The 16,431-nt window shown below is 62.2% G+C and carries 12 protein-coding genes; 3 read left to right on the forward strand and 9 right to left on the reverse strand.

Annotated features, from left to right (window positions below):
- Positions 1-28 precede the first annotated feature (28 nt).
- Positions 29-1,303 (reverse strand): Hsp70 family protein, encoded by a 1,275-nt coding sequence (locus J5M72_RS12825; RefSeq protein ID WP_207865625.1) that lies wholly within the window; start codon positions 1,301-1,303, stop codon positions 29-31.
- 293 nt (positions 1,304-1,596) lie between these two features.
- On the opposite strand from J5M72_RS12825, the gene J5M72_RS12830 reads away from it, so the two are divergent.
- Together J5M72_RS12830 and J5M72_RS12835 are read left to right on the forward strand one after the other, a co-directional pair.
- Positions 1,597-2,547 carry a DnaJ C-terminal domain-containing protein gene (locus J5M72_RS12830; protein WP_207865626.1) on the forward strand — a complete coding sequence of 317 codons (951 nt, stop codon included), beginning with the start codon at positions 1,597-1,599 and terminating at the stop codon, positions 2,545-2,547.
- 23 nt (positions 2,548-2,570) lie between these two features.
- Positions 2,571-2,876 (forward strand): chaperone modulator CbpM, encoded by a 306-nt coding sequence (locus tag J5M72_RS12835; protein WP_207865627.1) that lies wholly within the window; start codon positions 2,571-2,573, stop codon positions 2,874-2,876.
- Positions 2,877-2,881: 5 nt separating this feature from the next.
- Here the strand turns inward: J5M72_RS12835 and J5M72_RS12840 are convergent, their stop codons facing one another.
- Complete coding sequence (locus J5M72_RS12840) at positions 2,882-4,009, reverse strand: HAMP domain-containing sensor histidine kinase (RefSeq protein ID WP_207865628.1); 1,128 nt, start codon at positions 4,007-4,009, stop codon at positions 2,882-2,884.
- 179 nt (positions 4,010-4,188) lie between these two features.
- Between J5M72_RS12840 and J5M72_RS12845 the strand changes: the two genes are divergently transcribed.
- Positions 4,189-11,235, forward strand: coding sequence for an NEL-type E3 ubiquitin ligase domain-containing protein (locus J5M72_RS12845; RefSeq protein ID WP_207865629.1), 7,047 nt, complete (start codon positions 4,189-4,191; stop codon positions 11,233-11,235).
- A 33-nt stretch (positions 11,236-11,268) separates the two neighbouring features.
- On the opposite strand, the gene ureC is transcribed toward J5M72_RS12845, so the two are convergent.
- The 7 genes from ureC to urtE form a co-directional block, all read right to left on the reverse strand.
- Entirely contained in the window at positions 11,269-12,969 is a 1,701-nt protein-coding gene (ureC, locus tag J5M72_RS12850) for an urease subunit alpha (RefSeq protein ID WP_169428655.1), read from the reverse strand.
- A 149-nt stretch (positions 12,970-13,118) separates the two neighbouring features.
- Positions 13,119-13,424 carry an urease subunit beta gene (locus J5M72_RS12855; protein ID WP_064593167.1) on the reverse strand — a complete coding sequence of 102 codons (306 nt, stop codon included), beginning with the start codon at positions 13,422-13,424 and terminating at the stop codon, positions 13,119-13,121.
- Positions 13,424-13,957, reverse strand: a complete 534-nt coding sequence (locus tag J5M72_RS12860; RefSeq protein WP_169428656.1) for a GNAT family N-acetyltransferase — start codon at positions 13,955-13,957, stop codon at positions 13,424-13,426. The genes J5M72_RS12855 and J5M72_RS12860 overlap by 1 nt, the downstream gene beginning before the upstream one ends.
- A 5-nt stretch (positions 13,958-13,962) precedes the next feature.
- Complete coding sequence (locus J5M72_RS12865; protein ID WP_169428657.1) at positions 13,963-14,496, reverse strand: GNAT family N-acetyltransferase; 534 nt, start codon at positions 14,494-14,496, stop codon at positions 13,963-13,965.
- Positions 14,497-14,505: 9 nt separating this feature from the next.
- The gene (gene ureA / locus J5M72_RS12870) at positions 14,506-14,808 is read right to left on the reverse strand and encodes an urease subunit gamma (RefSeq protein ID WP_039766748.1); all 303 of its coding nucleotides are present in this window, start codon (positions 14,806-14,808) and stop codon (positions 14,506-14,508) included.
- Between the two features lie 33 nt (positions 14,809-14,841).
- Positions 14,842-15,681, reverse strand: a complete 840-nt coding sequence (locus tag J5M72_RS12875) for an urease accessory protein UreD (protein WP_207865630.1) — start codon at positions 15,679-15,681, stop codon at positions 14,842-14,844.
- A 43-nt stretch (positions 15,682-15,724) separates the two neighbouring features.
- Positions 15,725-16,423, reverse strand: coding sequence for an urea ABC transporter ATP-binding subunit UrtE (gene urtE, locus J5M72_RS12880; protein ID WP_169428659.1), 699 nt, complete (start codon positions 16,421-16,423; stop codon positions 15,725-15,727).
- Positions 16,424-16,431: the final 8 nt, after the last annotated feature.

Below are 16,431 nucleotides of genomic sequence, written 5' to 3' on the forward strand. Positions count from 1 at the left end.
TCGCGAAAGGCGCACCGCCGCTTTTGGATCAGTTCACCGAGCCATAGCGTTTCATGGCTTCAATCGCCAGACCGCTACCAATGCTGCCAAAGATATTCCCTTCCACATGCCGCGCGTTCGGCAGCATCGCCGAGACGCTGTTGCGCAGTGCCGGAATACCGCTCGAACCGCCGGTGAAGAACACCGTATCGACCTGACCCACCGCCACGTTGGCGTCCGCCAGCAATTGCGTAACGCTGCCACGTACCCGCTCCAGTTGCGTATCGATCGCCGCTTCGAACAGGGCGCGGCTCAGTTCCACGCTCAGCCCCGACTCGATGCGATCCAGCGGCACGTGACGGCTGTCGTTGTGGGTCAGGTGGATCTTGGTTTCTTCCACTTCCATCGCCAGCCAGTGTCCGGCGCGCTGTTCGATCAGTTTGAACAGACGGTCGATGCCGCCGGTGTCCTCGATGTCGTAGCGCATGCTGCCCAGGGCCAGGGTGGATTTCTGCGAGTACACCGAGTTGATGGTGTGCCACGTTGCCAGGTTCATGTGGTGACTGGTCGGCATGAGCGCACCGCTCTTCATGCGGCTGCCATAGCCGAACAGCGGCATCAGGCCTTGCAGGCTCAATTGCTTGTCGAAATCGGTCCCGCCGATGTGTACGCCGCCGGTGGCGAGGATATCGTCGTGACGGTTGTCCATCCCCCGACGCTCGGGCGACAGGCGCACCAGCGAGAAGTCCGAGGTACCACCGCCGATGTCGACGATCAGTACCAGCTCTTCCTTTTCGATGGTCGACTCGTAGTCGAAGGCCGCGGCAATCGGTTCGTACTGGAACGACACGTCCTTGAAACCGAGCTTGCGTGCCACTTCCACCAGGGTGTCTTCGGCTTCCTGGTCGGCCAGCGGATCGTCGTCGACGAAGAACACCGGACGGCCCAGTACAACCTGCTCGAACTCACGACCGGCGGCAGCTTCGGCGCGGCTCTTGAGCTGACCGATGAACAGTCCGAGCAAGTCCTTGAACGGCATCGCGGTGCCAAGGACGCTGGTGTCGTGCTTGATCAGCTTGGAACCGAGCAGGCTCTTGAGCGAGCGCATCAGCCGGCCTTCGTAGCCTTCCAGGTACTCGTGCAACGCCAGACGTCCGTACACCGGGCGGCGCTCTTCGATGTTGAAAAAGACCACCGACGGCAGGGTGATCTTGTCGTCTTCCAGCGCGATCATCGTTTCCACGCCGGGGCGCAGCCAGCCGACGGTGGAGTTGGACGTGCCGAAGTCGATGCCGCAGGCACGGGCTGGAGAGGCGTCTTTCATGGTCTTTCGGTTCCGGTCAAAAAAACGGCCGCGCAGTGTATGTCAGTGCGCGACAGATTCGAAGGCCGGTCATCTGCTATTTAGCGACTAAGCTTGCTTGAAAGTCGGCGCTTTGCCCCAAACTTGCTGGCATGGGCCGGCAGACACACCGGTGGTCGCAAGAACCGCCGTCCACTGCCGATAAACTTCTGCTGCGCCACCCGGTCACAAACTTGAGATCGGTCAACCCGGCACGCGCAAATCGGCGCATGCTGAAGATGGCGCGAAATCGATAACGGATGGTGACTCCTTCGATGGACTTCAAAGACTATTACAAGATACTCGGCGTGGAGCCAACGGCTGACGACAAGGCGATCAAGGCGGCCTATCGCAAGCTCGCGCGCAAATACCACCCCGATGTCAGCAAGGAAAAGGACGCCGAGGCCAAGTTCAAGGACGCCTCGGAAGCCTATGAAGCGCTGAAAAGCGCTGACAAGCGCGCCGAATACGACGAACTGCGTCGTTATGGCCAGCACGGTCAGCCGTTCCAGGGCCCGCCGGGCTGGCAGAGCCGTGGCGGTTTTGGCGGCGGCGGTGGCGACACCGGTGACTTCTCGGACTTCTTCAGTTCGATCTTCGGCAATCGCGGTCCCGGTTTCGGTGGCGGCGCTGGCCGGCAATCTCGCAGCGCCGGGCGCCGAGGGCAAGACGTGGAACTGGAACTGCCGATTTTCCTGGAAGAAACCCTGTCGAACGAATCGAAAAAGATCAGCTTCCAGGTACCGCAATACAACGCCAACGGCCAGCACATCAGCAACACCAGCAAGAGCCTGAACGTGAAGATCCCGGCGGGCGTGACCGACGGCGAGCGCATCCGCCTCAAGGGCCAGGGCGCACCGGGCATCGGTGGCGGCGCCAATGGCGATCTGTACCTGACCATCCGTTTCGCACCGCACCCGAAATTCGACGTTGAAGGCGAAAACCTGATCATCACCTTGCCGCTGGCACCGTGGGAACTGGCGCTGGGCACCGAAGTGGCCGTGCCGACCCTGACCGGCAGGATCAACCTGAAGGTGCCGGCGGGCAGCCAGAACGGTCAGCGCATGCGCGCCAAGGGCCACGGCCTGCAGAACAAGGCCGGCGAGCGCGGTTATCTGTTTGTCCAGCTCAAGGCCGTGATGCCGAAAGCCAACGGCGATGACGTCAAGGCACTGTGGCAGGAACTGGCGAAGAAGGCCGCCTTCAATCCGCGAGAGAACTTCTGATACTGACGACGGAGTAGCCCATCATGAGCAGCCCCCTGATCGTTCAACTGGACATGGCAGAATTCTGTGAGGCGGCCGATCTGTCGGACGTCTACGTGATCGAAATCGTCGAACACGGCATCCTCGAACCTCAGGGCGCGCAGCCCCGGGAATGGCGTTTCACCGACTACGAACTGGTCCTGGCCAAGCGCGCCGCCAAGCTGCGGCGCGACCTGGAGCTGGAATGGGAAGGCGTCGCCCTGGCGCTGGACCTGCTGGAAGAGGTGCAGGAGCTGCGGGCCGAGAACCGTATGCTCCGTCAGCGTCTGGCGCGGCTGGTGATCGAGTGACCGCTTCAGGTCTTCCTTGGCAGCATCACGCTGAACAGCGTTCCGTCGGTTTCGCTTGAGCTGACCTCGATCGTCCCGCCGTGGGCGGTCACCACCTCCTTGACGATGAACAGCCCAAGGCCAAGGCTGGTGGACGGTTGTCCGAGTTCTTCATCGGCGCTGCGTACCAGCGGATCGAATATCGTGCCGATCGCCTCATCCGGGATCGGTTCGCCATAGTTGTGCACCGACAAATGCACTGCGTCGTTCTCGCCACGCAAGGTCACGATCACTTCGCGCGGGTTCGAACCATGTTGCAGGGCGTTGCCGATCAGGTTCTGCAGCAACTGATCCAGCCGTCCCGCATCCCAGACGCCTCGAGTGTCCCCTTCGATCTTCAGCGTCGGATCGCACTCGGGATTGGCAGCGCAGGCTTCGGCGATCGCTGCCCGCGTCGTGTCGGCCAGATCCATCGGCGCCGGTTCGATGGGCAGGCTCCTGCCGAGGCGGCTGCGCACCAGTTCCAGCAGGTCGCTGACCATCGCCGCCATGTGCCGGGCGCTGTGCTTGATGTTGAGTGCGCAAGTCAGCGCATCGCCCTCAAGCGTGGTTTTGCGCATCAGCAATTCGTTGGACATGCTCACCGCCTGCAGCGGTGCGCGCAGGTCATGGCCAAGAATGGCGAGAAAGATGTCCCGCGAACGGTTGACCTGTTCGGCGTAGGCCGCCGTCGATTCGGCGAGGGCTTCATCGATGGCTTCGTTGAAGCGGATCATGTCCTGAAAGTACGCCATGTCCGGGGACTCCAGACTGCCGACCCAGAGGCGGATCACACAGGCACGCAAATGGCGGAACTCCGACGTCATCTGCACCAGGTCGAAGCCCACGGTATGACGCAACTCACCGTGGCTGGCGCCGGCCTCGTCCAGGCTCGGGGTTTTCTCCGGGCCTTCGCCCTTGGCCTTGGCGAGTTGCTCGCTGGCGGTCTGTGCGGTTTCCATGTCGCGCGCGGCGGCCAGCAGAATCGCCCGGGCATGATCGCGCAGCGCTGCCCGATCCATGGTGTCGGCCGCCGGGGTGATGGTCCTGGCGAACTGTTCCCACTCCTCGACGATGTGATCCGCGTGTTGCCGGATGAATTCGGATAAACGCATGTCCGGGTTCCTGGAAATTCAAGGCGGGGCGTTCGAATATTAGCCCCTTTATGCGGGAATGAAAGCGCCGTTCGAGCCAGCAATTCCCGCTGACAAGTTACCCTGCCGCGATACCTATGTACCGCAGCCACAGCAGTGCGCCATGGTCTGCTTTTCGCTCCATTTCAAGGAGCGAAACCATGTCCGACACACCCGTCAATTCACTTTCGCCGGACAACGTCGCACCGCCGCCGGAACCGGTCGTGACGCAGAGTCTGCACGCCGATTTTCTTCGGCAATCCAGCCCGCAGTGGCTGGTCAATGCACCGTTGCGTCAGCGCGAGGCCTTGAAGAATGCCGACTCCGCCCCGCCGGACTGGTACAGGCGCGCTTCCCGCGAGCAACGCAAGGCCGTGGGTGACGCTGCGGCCCACAGCCTCGCTGCCCGGTCGCGCCTGGACAAGGCCATGTCGACCTTCCAGGACATCGACCGCTTCGCCGCGCCATTGCTGACCCAGGCCCTCAAGGACCGTTTCAATGTGACGCTGGACGTCAACAAGACCTGGCTGGTACTGAACAAGCCGGTGGAGATGGGGATTTTTGCCATCGAAATCGATTTTTTCGAAGTCATGAAACTGCCTCTGCTGCAAGCTGCATTGCACAACTTCGAAGCCCGTGAAGGTAAACGTGGAGAATTTCATCAAACGTCGGGATTTCGCGTTGAAACCTCGAAGCCAGGCATTCTGCAGCCGTTGAGTACCCGTTTGACCGTCGAACAGTTCATCGGTCTGTGTCGTACGCTGGACATCGGGGCGAAATATCAGGCGTATCTCAAGGATTTCCTGCACCCCAAAGACGCGGCGGCCGAGGATGCATTGCGCGACACATTCATCGACGCGCACAAGACCGCCCTGCGTGCGGCAGCCGAACTGGCCCTGGTCAAAGGCGACATCGGGCGCGAAGACTATGCATCGATTCGCTCGGTCCTCAATGGCGAACTGGCGCCGCGTCAGGGCAAGCGGCAGATCTGGTTCTGCGATCTGGGCCTGATGGGGCGGCGCATGACCGGTTGTGTGATGTTCACGATCTGCGAGAAGTACCGCTACAGCGACGATTCGATGCTGTATATCCCGGGCGATCCCTATCACCCGCTCAAACGCTACAAGGGTCGGGAAATCGAAGCGATGTTCAAGCAGCGCTTCACCGCTCGCGACGCCAGTCAGGTTCATCCTGCAGAACCGAATGCCTACCAGCGCTTTTTCAGCCAGTTTGTCGCCTATGCGGACCGACCACACTTTTTCAGTCAGTTCACCGAAGACACACCCGACCGGACATTCGCACAGAGACTGGAGCCTTACAGTTCGCTGCTCAATGAGATTCTCAAGGCCTTCAATCCCCTCAGCGGGACGCTTGTCGGGATTCGCGAGTTGCCGCCGGCGTCACCGGTCGCGCAGGTGCCGAATGCGGATCCGTATCTGAATCCTGTGGACCTTTCCCGCAAGGGGCACGGGATCTGGGCGGATAACGTCGATCTATGGAATTACCTGTTCGAACAGCATCGCGACCGCTTGATTACCGATGCTCGCAGCCATGCCGTGCCCACGGCGGATGTCGATGCCAGAGTACGCTCGGAAAAGCTCTCCTCGCTGCTGAACATCGGCATGCTGGTGCTGACTGGCGTTTCGATGTTCGTGCCGGTGCTGGGCGAAGTGATGATGGTGGTGATGGCAGGGCAACTGCTCGAAGAAACCTTTGAAGGCGCCATCGAGTGGAGTGAGGGGGATCGCAAGGCTGCAAAGGCACACCTGATCGATGTCGCGCAAAACCTCGCATTGGTGGCTCTGATGGCGGGTGCCGGGAAAGGGTTCGCCCGGCTGACCGCAGCCAGACCGACACCGGTCATCGAGAACCTGCATCAGGTGCAGATGCCCGATGGCACGACCCGCTTGTGGAGGCCGGATCTGAGTGACTACGCGAGTCCGGTCACGCTGGACTCGCGTGCAGTGCCGAATGCATTGGGGCAGTACGAGGTCGGGCAAAACCACTACATTCGGCTTGAAGGCAAGACGTACCGGCAGACTTATGACGAGTCGCTCAGGGCATGGCGAATCAATCACCCAAACGATCCACAGGCTTATCAACCGCTGCTGACACACAATGGCGCCGGCGCCTGGCGACATACGCTCGAGCGTGCGCAGAACTGGGACCGGCTGACACTCTTGCGGCGCATCGGCTACAGCACCGATGCGTTCACTGACGAGCAGCTGCTGACCCTTGCCGATATGGCCGGTGTCAGCGATGACGCCTTGCGCAGGATGCATCTGGACAATGCCTTGCCCCCTCCGGAGCTGGCGGATGCCATGCGTCTGCTCAACACCGAGCGGGATGCCGGGCTGATCGTCGAGCAGATTGCAGGCCGACAGGCCATTGACGATCGATATCTGCAGGTGCTGCCACTGCTGCCCGACATGCCACGCTGGCCGTGGGGGCGGCAGTTGAAGGTCTACGATGCGGCCGATCTGTCGGGCACCGCGCGCGGCTACGGGGTGAAGCGCGGGGGCAAGGCGCCGATCCGCATCAGTCGGGACGATGTACTTGGCGGTGCATTGCCTGCGCGCATTCTCGCGGCACTGGATGAAGCCGAGACGGTTCGTCTGTTGGGTGGCGAGCCGGCGCGCGTTCGGGCTGCACGGCCCCGGGAGCTCGCCGCACAGATGGCCGATTTTGCCAGCGCGCAGCAGTCGGCGCTGTTCGACAGCCTGCTCAAAGGTACTGCCCCCGTGGATCCCCGGACGGCGAAGCTGCAACGGATCGTCCCCGGCCTGACCGAGCGAGCGGCCAGCGCCGTCCTGAGTCAGGCGAATGCCGGAGAACTGGCGAGGCTGGACAGTACGGCGAAGGTCCCGTTGCATTTGCAGGAACTCGGTCGCTGGTATGGCCAGACGGGTCGCCTGACCCGAGCTATGGCCGGGTTGCGCAGTGAAACCATGGCATCTGCCGACAGCCGCCATCTCGCATTGCAGACATTGGGACGACTGCCAGGCTGGTCCAATGACGTGCGTCTGGAAATCCGCGAGGGCAGCATCGACGGGCCGATGCTGGACGCCATCGGCAGCGAAACCGCCTCGACGCGCAAGTACCTCGTCAAGTACGGGGATGCCTATCAGGCTGTCAATGAGCGCGATGAACCGCTCAACAGCATTCCGCACAAAGGCGACAATTTTTACGCTTCGTTGATGCATGCCTTACCCGATGAGGCTCGTCATGGGCTGGGCCTGCCGAATGTCTGGCAGAGCAATGATCTGCAGCGCACGATCATCGAACGGGCGCTCGCCGAACGCGGCCAGTCGGCCCGGATTCTGCGGGAAGGCACCGCCGAAAAACCATGGTTCAAACCGCCGCAACGCATCGCGCCCGGCGTGCTCGGCTATCCCGCCAGTGGTGACGGGCCGGGGCCGAGCCCGGCGTTGACCGTTCACGTGCAGAACGTTTACCGGGGATTGAATGACGCCCAGGCCCGAGGCTTTATTCTTGAGCAGTGGCGGTTGGGCAGGAGCGATCAACAGATTTTTCATTTGCTCAACAACCGGTTGAGCGAGTGGCAGAGGCTGGAAACGACACTCGATCAATGGCTGGTGTCGCAGAGCCTGCCCCTGCGCGCTCCCCGTGGCGAGTCAGTCAGCGTGGTGCAAAGCATCAAGGACTGCTGGCGCAATGCACCGTTGGCCGAGCACCATCGGCAAGCGGCCCGCCTGACACTCATAAGTGACGTGCCGCTGCCCTCATTGCCGGCGGACTTTGCCCACGTTCGCGAACTGACGCTGCACACCCCGGTGGTCGGCGATACGCTTGCCGCGTTTCCCAATGTCGAGAAACTGGCCCTGAGCGCAAGCGTGGCGGAGTTCGACAAAGTGCTCGCGACATTGAAGACGCTGCGACACATGACCCGCCTGAAACTCTCCACGCCGATCACCGGCCAGGTGGCGTCACGTCTGCGTGTGCTGACCCGGCTGGAAGAGCTGGAACTGCACTGTACCGCCGGCGGGGTGAATCCGGTGGTGCCCATGACGCTCGACGTCGCTGGCATGCGCCAATTGCGCAGGCTCGAAGTCGTCAGTCCGCAGATGTACCAGTGGCCGCAGGGCGTTCTGGATTTGCCGCGACTCGAGCGTCTGAATCTGCGAGCGACCGCGATCAATACTCTGCCGGTGGAAATCTATGAAGGCCATCAGCGATTGTTGTCCGGCCTGTCACTGGACTGGTCGAAATTTCCGCGTCGGGTGTTCAAGCCGATCTATGAGTTTGTCCGCAGTCAACCTCGGCATCTGCTCGATCTGGACGAAATGGTTGCGGATTATTGTCGCGGTGAACTCAAGCGTTTTGTCGACATGGAAGCGAACCTGTTCGATGTCTTGAGCCCGGGGTTCAAGGCCCAGTGGACGGACGTCGGCAGTCGTTTTGCCGCGATCGAAACCTTGAGTGAGCAGTTCAGTGAACTGAACCGGCTTCAGGAATGGGTCGGTTCCGATCCGACGGTATTCAATGGCGGTGCAGCACGCTCGGCGGTGGCCGAAGCGTTGCGAAGCAGTTGGCGCAGCGGGTTGTTCCAGCGCTATGGCGCACGTACCGAAAGCCTGTTCTACAACCTCTATGTCAGCCCGCCCAACGATGCCTCGGTGCTGGCTATTCTCGGCTCGCCGATGGACAGCCTTCCGAGCTTGTCCGCCGAGGGCTTCACCCACGTCAGAAGCCTGCATCTGGCAGGGCTGCAGGTTCCGCTCGAACAGCTGCGTGGTTTTCTTCGTACCTTCAGCGGTGTCGATACACTGGACCTGAGCCATTGCGGTTTGTCTGCGCTGCCGCTGGAGTCAGCGGATCTGCCGGCGCTTGAAACGCTCAATCTGCATGACAACCCATTGAGCAGTATCGATGTGCGCGGAATGAATCGCCTGAAGTCGCTGGACCTCAGCGCAACGGCCCTGCGTGAATGGCCGACGGGTGCGGAGCAGCTGCCGGAACTGACCTGGCTGGACCTGAGTGACAGCCGGTTGACCTCGCTGCCGGGCGCGTTGCTGGCGCGTGACGCGTTGTTGCTCGATACCAGCCTGAGCGGTACGCCGCTGACTGCACAGGCCAAAGCGTCGCTGCTCACAGCGCGCCAGCGCATCGAAACAGCCAGAGGTCTGTTGCCCGGATCGTTGCAGCGTTTTGCGCTGGAAGAACCGCGCCATCGAACCCCGCCCATCGAAAGTGGCTCAGTGATCGCCCGACGACTGCTGCCGTTACCGCCGCCGCTGGCAGGCGAGGGACCGGCGGGCTGGATCGCCCGAGTCCGGCGTCTGCGCCCGCAATACGACAACGCTCGGGCGCAACAGGCCATCGAGCGGATGCAGGACGCGGGCCTGACCGAGGTGCAGATCGGCGCGCAAATCGACGCGTGGGACCGCGACTTCGAGTCCCTGACGCGGCGTCTGAACGATTGGCTGTTCACCCATGAAACCCGGGGCATGGATTGGGTCGTGTCATCGCGCACCCGTCAGCTCGCCGCGCAGCGCATCATGGAGTGCTGGCGCGAAGGCACCGTCGACTGGAATGGCGTCCCGGATCGAGAACTGGATCTCAACGGTCTGCAGGTGGGCAACCTGCCGGAGCCGGGTACGACGTTTGCGGCAGTGAGTAGCTTGAACCTGGGGGGCGTCAAGCTCACTTCACAAGGCTCCAGTGGTTTCCTCAGGGCGTTCATGCAGGTACGTCGGCTCAACCTCAGCGGCAATCACTTGCCTGCAGTGCCCGAACCGGTGGCACAAATGCATCGGCTCGAGCGGCTGGAGCTGTCGCTTACCGGTCTTGCGGATTCCGCAGCTACGGGGCAAGCGCTGCAGAGGCTGACGCAGTTGCAGTGGCTGGACCTCAGCCATAACAGCCTGCGTTCGTTCAACGTCACGGGTTTCGGGCAGCTGGTGCGGCTGGATCTGCGCGATAACCTGCTGACTGCCTGGCCGGAGGGCGCATTGCAGGCCCCACGCTTGCAGGCGATTGACTTGAGCAACAATGAAATTGCATCGATCCCCCCCGAGCTGTTTGACGGCAGCCATACGGCGTTACTGGCCGGCAGCAATCTGGCGGAGAACTACGAAATATCGCAGCAGAGTCTGCTGAGACTGCGTGAATACGCCGATGCCCATGGCCGGCGCGACCTGCTGGGTCTGACGTATGCCGACATCGACCGGATGATCCATGACATGTACAGCACCACCGAAAGTGATGCCGAAGACCTGGAGGTCGAAAGTGAACCCGACGAGGTTATTCCGGCACTCCCCGAAACGGTCCTTGAGCAGCAAGTGACACCGTGGATTGAAAACTTGCCCGAGGAGGACTCTGCACGCTATCGGGCGATGTGGCAGCGACTGGCTGCCGAACCCGACAACGCGGCGTTCTTTCACCTGCTGTCGCGGATGCCGGACACCGAAGAATTCCGCGTATTTCGCGCCGACCTGACCCGTCGGGTCTGGGAAATCGTCGAAGCCGCCGATGGCAGCCAGGAGCTGCGTGACACGCTGTTTTCCATGGCCACCACGCACACGACCTGCGTCGACGGGCGAACCCTGGCGTTGAGTGAAATCGAGGTCAAGGTGTTCGAGTACAACGCCTTGCGCCATTTGCAGCCCGGTCTTGCGAACAAGGGGCGCGCCTTGCTCGACTTGTCGCGGCAATTGTTCCGCCTGGGCGAAGTGGAAAAACTCGCCACCCGCAGCATGGGGCGCCACGCGGATCCGGCTGAAGTACGCCTGCAGTATCGAATTGCTCTGACCTCCGGCTGGGAAGACGGTCTGCGTCTGCCGGGGCAACCCAGCCACATGCGGTTTGCCCGGCCGATCCGGGGCGAAGAACTGGCGGCTGCACGTGCCGCGGTAGTGAACGCAGAAAAAAGCGCACAGTTCTATGAGGATCTGATCAGCCGCGATTACTGGGTACAGTACCTCGAGGAGAAATATCCTCAGGCCTTCAGCGATCTGGATCAGCGTATGAGAGAGAAACAGTCGGACATCGAGGGCCGGTTCGAGGACGACCTGCACAGTGCGGATTATCAGGAGGCCGTGCAGATGCTCGAGATCGAGCGGGAACTGAAGCGCAATCTGAAACTGATTGAGTTATCCCGGCTGGAAACGGGTGAGCTCGCACCGGTCGAAACCGATGGTGCTCACCCACGCACCTCGCGGGACTTGGTGGACACCTCTGCTCGCTAGCCAGAGACAGCCCCGGGCGACCGGGGTTGTTCTTCAGAACAGAAAATAACGCTGCGCCATCGGCAGGGTTTCCGCGGGCTCGCACCAGAGCAGAACACCGTCAGCCTTGACCTGATAGGTCTGCGGATCGACGTCGATAGTCGGCAGGTAATCGTTGTGGATCAAGTCGGTTTTCTGCACGTCGCGACAACCTTTGACCACGGCGATTTTCTTCTTCAGGCCCAACGCTTCGGGCAGTCCCGATTCCTGTGCTGCCTGGCTGATGAAGGTCAGGCTGGTGGCGTGCAGCGAGCCACCGTAACTGGCAAACATCGGACGGTAATGCACCGGTTGCGGGGTCGGGATCGAGGCGTTGGCGTCGCCCATCAGGCTCGCGGCGATGGCGCCGCCCTTGAGGATCAGCGTCGGCTTCACGCCGAAAAAGGCCGGGCGCCAGAGCACCAGATCCGCCCACTTGCCGACTTCCACCGAACCCACTTCATGGCTGATGCCGTGGGTGATCGCCGGGTTGATCGTGTACTTGGCGATGTAGCGTTTGGCGCGGAAGTTGTCGTTGCCTTCGCCATCCTGCGGCAGCGGGCCACGCTGTTTTTTCATCTTGTCGGCGGTCTGCCAGGTGCGCGTGATGACTTCGCCGACGCGGCCCATGGCCTGGCTGTCGGAGCTGATCATCGAGAACGCGCCGAGGTCGTGGAGGATGTCTTCGGCGGCAATCGTTTCGCGGCGGATACGGCTTTCGGCGAACGCCACGTCTTCGGCAATGCTCGGGTCGAGGTGGTGGCAGACCATCAGCATGTCGAGGTGTTCGTCGATGGTGTTGCGGGTAAACGGCCGGGTCGGGTTGGTCGAACTCGGCAGCACGTTGGCGAAACCACAGGCCTTGATGATGTCCGGCGCATGGCCGCCACCGGCACCTTCGGTGTGATAGGTGTGGATGGTGCGGCCCTTGAACGCACCGAGGGTGGTTTCGACGAAACCGGACTCGTTGAGGGTGTCGGTGTGGATCGCCACCTGCACGTCGTACTGGTCGGCGACGCTCAGGCAGTTGTCGATGCTCGCCGGGGTGGTGCCCCAGTCTTCGTGCAACTTGAGGCCGATGGCGCCGGCCTTGACCTGTTCGATCAATGGCTCTGGCAGGCTGGCGTTGCCCTTGCCGGTGAGGCCGATGTTCATCGGGAACGCATCGGCGGCTTGGAGCATCCGCGCCAGATGCCACGGCCCCGAAGTGCAAGTGGTGGCGTTGGTACCGGTGGCCGGGCCGGTGCCGCCGCCGATCATGGTGGTGACGCCGCTCATCAGCGCTTCTTCGATCTGTTGCGGGCAGATGAAGTGGATGTGGGTGTCGATGCCGCCGGCGGTGAGGATCATGCCTTCGCCGGCGATCACTTCGCTGCTGGCGCCGATGGCGATGGTCACGCCGGGCTGCACGTCCGGGTTGCCGGCCTTGCCGATGGCGGCGATGCGCCCGTCCTTGAGGCCGACGTCAGCCTTGACGATGCCCCAGTGGTCGATGATCAGCGCGTTGGTGATGACGGTGTCGACCACCTCGGCCGCCAGCAACTGGCTCTGGCCCTGACCGTCGCGGATCACTTTGCCGCCGCCGAATTTCACTTCTTCGCCGTAGGTGGTGAAGTCCTGTTCGACCTCGATCCACAGCTCGGTGTCGGCCAGGCGCACCTTGTCGCCGACGGTGGGGCCGAACATGTCGGCGTAGGCTTGACGCGAGATCTTCATGTGTTCGCCTTGGAATTCAATTGGTTTTGAGATCGTTCGCTGCGCTCACTTTCGCGAGCAGGCTCGCTCCCACAGGGGGGCGGACTCCAGCTGGAGGAACTCGGTTTAATGTGGGAGCGAGCCTGCTCGCGATAGAGGCACCGCAAAATTCAGAGGTCACCCATGACCCGTCCGGCAAACCCGAACACCCGCCGGTGACCGGCGTAATCCACCAGTTCCACCTCGCGGCTCTGGCCCGGTTCGAAGCGCACGGCGGTGCCTGCCGGGATGTTCAGGCGCATGCCGCGACTGGCGGCGCGGTCGAAGGTCAGGGCGTCGTTGGTTTCGAAAAAATGGTAGTGCGAGCCGACCTGGATCGGCCGGTCTCCGCTGTTCGCCACCTTCAGGCTGACGGTGCGGCGACCGACGTTGAGTTCGATGTCGCCGGGCTGGATCCGGTATTCGCCGGGAATCATCAGTTCGCTCCTTGCAGGACTTTGTAATAGAGGGCCGTCGGGCGATAGGTGCCACTCGGGTCGCAGGCGTAGTCGGGGATTTCCCCGGCGCGGGTGTAACCCAGGGCCTTGTAGAAATCTTCGGCAGGGGAGCCGGCCTCGGTGTCGAGGTAGAGCATGCCGCGCTTGTACTGGCGGGCCGTCAGCTCCAGCGCTTCCATCAATTGCTGACCGAGGCCGCGCCGCCGGGCGTGTTCGCGCACCAGCAATTTCTGCACCTCGGCACGGTTCAGGCCGTTGGCTTTCTGGCACAGGCTCAACTGGACGCTGGCCTGCACCTGTTCGTCCTTGACCACCACCCACAGCAAGACGCTGCCCTTGTTCAGGTTGTCCTGCACTTCATCGAAATAGGCACGGGCCTGCGCGGCATCGAGGTCGGCCATGAAGCCGACGCTGGCGCCATACCCCACGGCGTCGAGCAGCAGGTCGATCAGGCCCTGACGATAGTGCGCAAAACTTTCAGCATTGACGCGTCGCAGTTGGGCGGGGTTCATCGGTGTCACTCCTTGTTGGCGGGCGGTGGCTCCGCGCCAGGATTGAGGGTCAGTTGCATGAAGGTCAGGTCGAGCCAGCGGCCGAACTTGGTGCCGACTTGCGGCATCTGCCCGGTGGTGATGAAACCGGCACGCTCGTGCAGGCGGATCGACGCCGCGTTGCCGCTTTCGATGGCGGCGACCATGACGTGCTTGCCACAGGTTTTCGCGCGTTCGATCAGCGCGGTCATCAGTTGCGGGCCGAGGCCGTTGCCGCGCTGGTCGCTGCGCACGTAGACCGAGTGCTCGACGGTGTGGCGGAAACCGTCGAACGGCCGCCAGTCACCGAACGAAGCGTAGCCGAAGGTGGTGTTGTCGGCGTCGACGATCACCAGGATCGGATACCCCTGGGCCTGGCGCGCGCTGAACCACGCCTGACGGTTGCCGAGGTCGACGGCGGATTCATTCCAGATCGCCGTGGTGTTGAGCACGGCGTCGTTGTAAATGTCGCGGATCGCCGGCAGGTCGGCGTGCAGTGCATCGCGGATGGTGTAAGTCATGGCGCGGCCTCAGACGATCGGTTGGTGGACGGTGACCAGTTTGGTGCCGTCGGGAAACGTCGCTTCGACCTGGATCTCCGGGATCATTTCCGGGATGCCTTCCATCACCTGATCGCGGGTCAGCAGGGTGGTGCCGTAGTGCATCAGCTCGGCCACGGTCTGGCCGTCACGTGCACCTTCGAGCAGCGCCGCCGAGATGTAGGCCATGGCTTCCGGGTAGTTGAGCTTCACGCCACGGGCCAGTCGCCGTTCGGCCACGAGGCCGGCGGTGAAGATCAGCAGCTTGTCTTTTTCGCGTGGGGTCAGGTCCATCGTTTGAAATCCATTGTCGGCAGTTGAAGAAAATCAGGTGTTCCAGATTCGGGGAGGCAAGGCTTCACGGCCAAGCAGCGCAGGCCTGAGCAATCGCCACAGATCGATCAGCCACGCCCGCGCCAGCAACGCTTCACTGGCCAGGCAACGGGCGACCAAAAGACCGGGCAATTGCGTCAGATCCCCGCGCACTTCGTGCTCCAGCGAGCGGCAGCGCTCCAGCAATTCAGCGTCGACTTCACCGGTGACCAGCAACGTCGCAAACACCGGATTGCCATCCAGCCCGATCGGCGAATCCAGCAAGCCGTCATCACCGACGATGCGCTGACGCTCATGCCACAACAACCGGCCATCACGGCGAATATCCAGATGCGCCTGGAAATGCCCGAGGTCGAAACGCTCGCCACTGGCCGGACGACCGAGCGCCACCACGTCCCAGTAAAACAGCCGCGCATCGCCTTCAAGGTCGATCGCGGTCGTGAGTTCAGCCTGGGCGGCGCTGTAGACGATGGTTTCCTGGGGCAGCCATTCCAGTGTCGCGCCATCAGCGACATGCAGGTTGAGCGACTGATAAGCGGGCCCCGCCGCGCGATACCACTTGGCCGCGCCGGGGCTGGTGATCTGTGCCCAGGCGCCCTGTTCGACGCGGGCGCTGATGTCGAGCCGGTCACCGCCGGCAATCCCGCCCGGCGGGTGGACGATAATGTGCTGGCAGACCTCGGGCCCTTCGGCGTACAGGTGCTTTTGCACCCGCAACGGGCCGAGGTGCCGGCGGCGGGTCGGCCGCGTGCAATCGCCGAAGCGGGCGTAGGCCAGCTCAAGCTCGGCGTGCCAGCTCGGGGTAAACAGGGCAGTCGCAACAGGTAAGTTCATGTTTTCTGATTATCGTTAGGACGCTACAGATTAGACCGTAACCTTAAATAGTCACCAGCCCGCGCACACCTTCGGCTTCCATATTTTCTCCACGGCCCTGCTGCACGATCTCGCCCCGGGACATCACCAGGTACTGATCGGCCAGCTCGGCGGCGAAATCGTAGAACTGCTCCACCAGCAGAATCGCCATGTCGCCACGGGCGGCGAGCTTCTTGATCACCGCGCCGATTTCCTTGATCACCGACGGCTGGATGCCTTCGGTGGGCTCGTCGAGGATCAGCAGTCGTGGACGGCTGGCCAGTGCGCGGCCGATGGCGAGTTGTTGCTGCTGACCGCCGGACAAGTCACCACCGCGCCGCTGTTTCATTTGCAGCAGCACCGGAAACAGCTCGTAGATGAACGCCGGAACCTCTTTGGCCTGGCTGCCGGGAAAACGCGACAGGCCCATCAGCAGGTTCTCTTCCACGGTCAGCCGGCCGAAAATCTCCCGGCCCTGCGGCACGTAGGCGATCCCGGCGTGTACCCGTTGATGCGGCTTGAACGTGGTGATCGGTTGGCCTTCCCAGTTCACCGCGCCTTCCTTGGCCGGCAACAGGCCCATCAGGCATTTGAGCAGCGTGGTCTTGCCCACGCCGTTACGGCCGAGCAGGCAGGTCACTTCGCCGACCTTCACGTCAAAGCTCAGGCCACGCAGGATGTGGCTTCCGCCGTAATACTGGTGCAGCTTGTCGACTTGCAGCATTTCCAGAT

This window comes from Pseudomonas sp. 58(2021), assembly GCF_017491585.1.
In the GTDB taxonomy this organism is placed as follows: domain Bacteria; phylum Pseudomonadota; class Gammaproteobacteria; order Pseudomonadales; family Pseudomonadaceae; genus Aquipseudomonas; species Aquipseudomonas fluorescens_BT.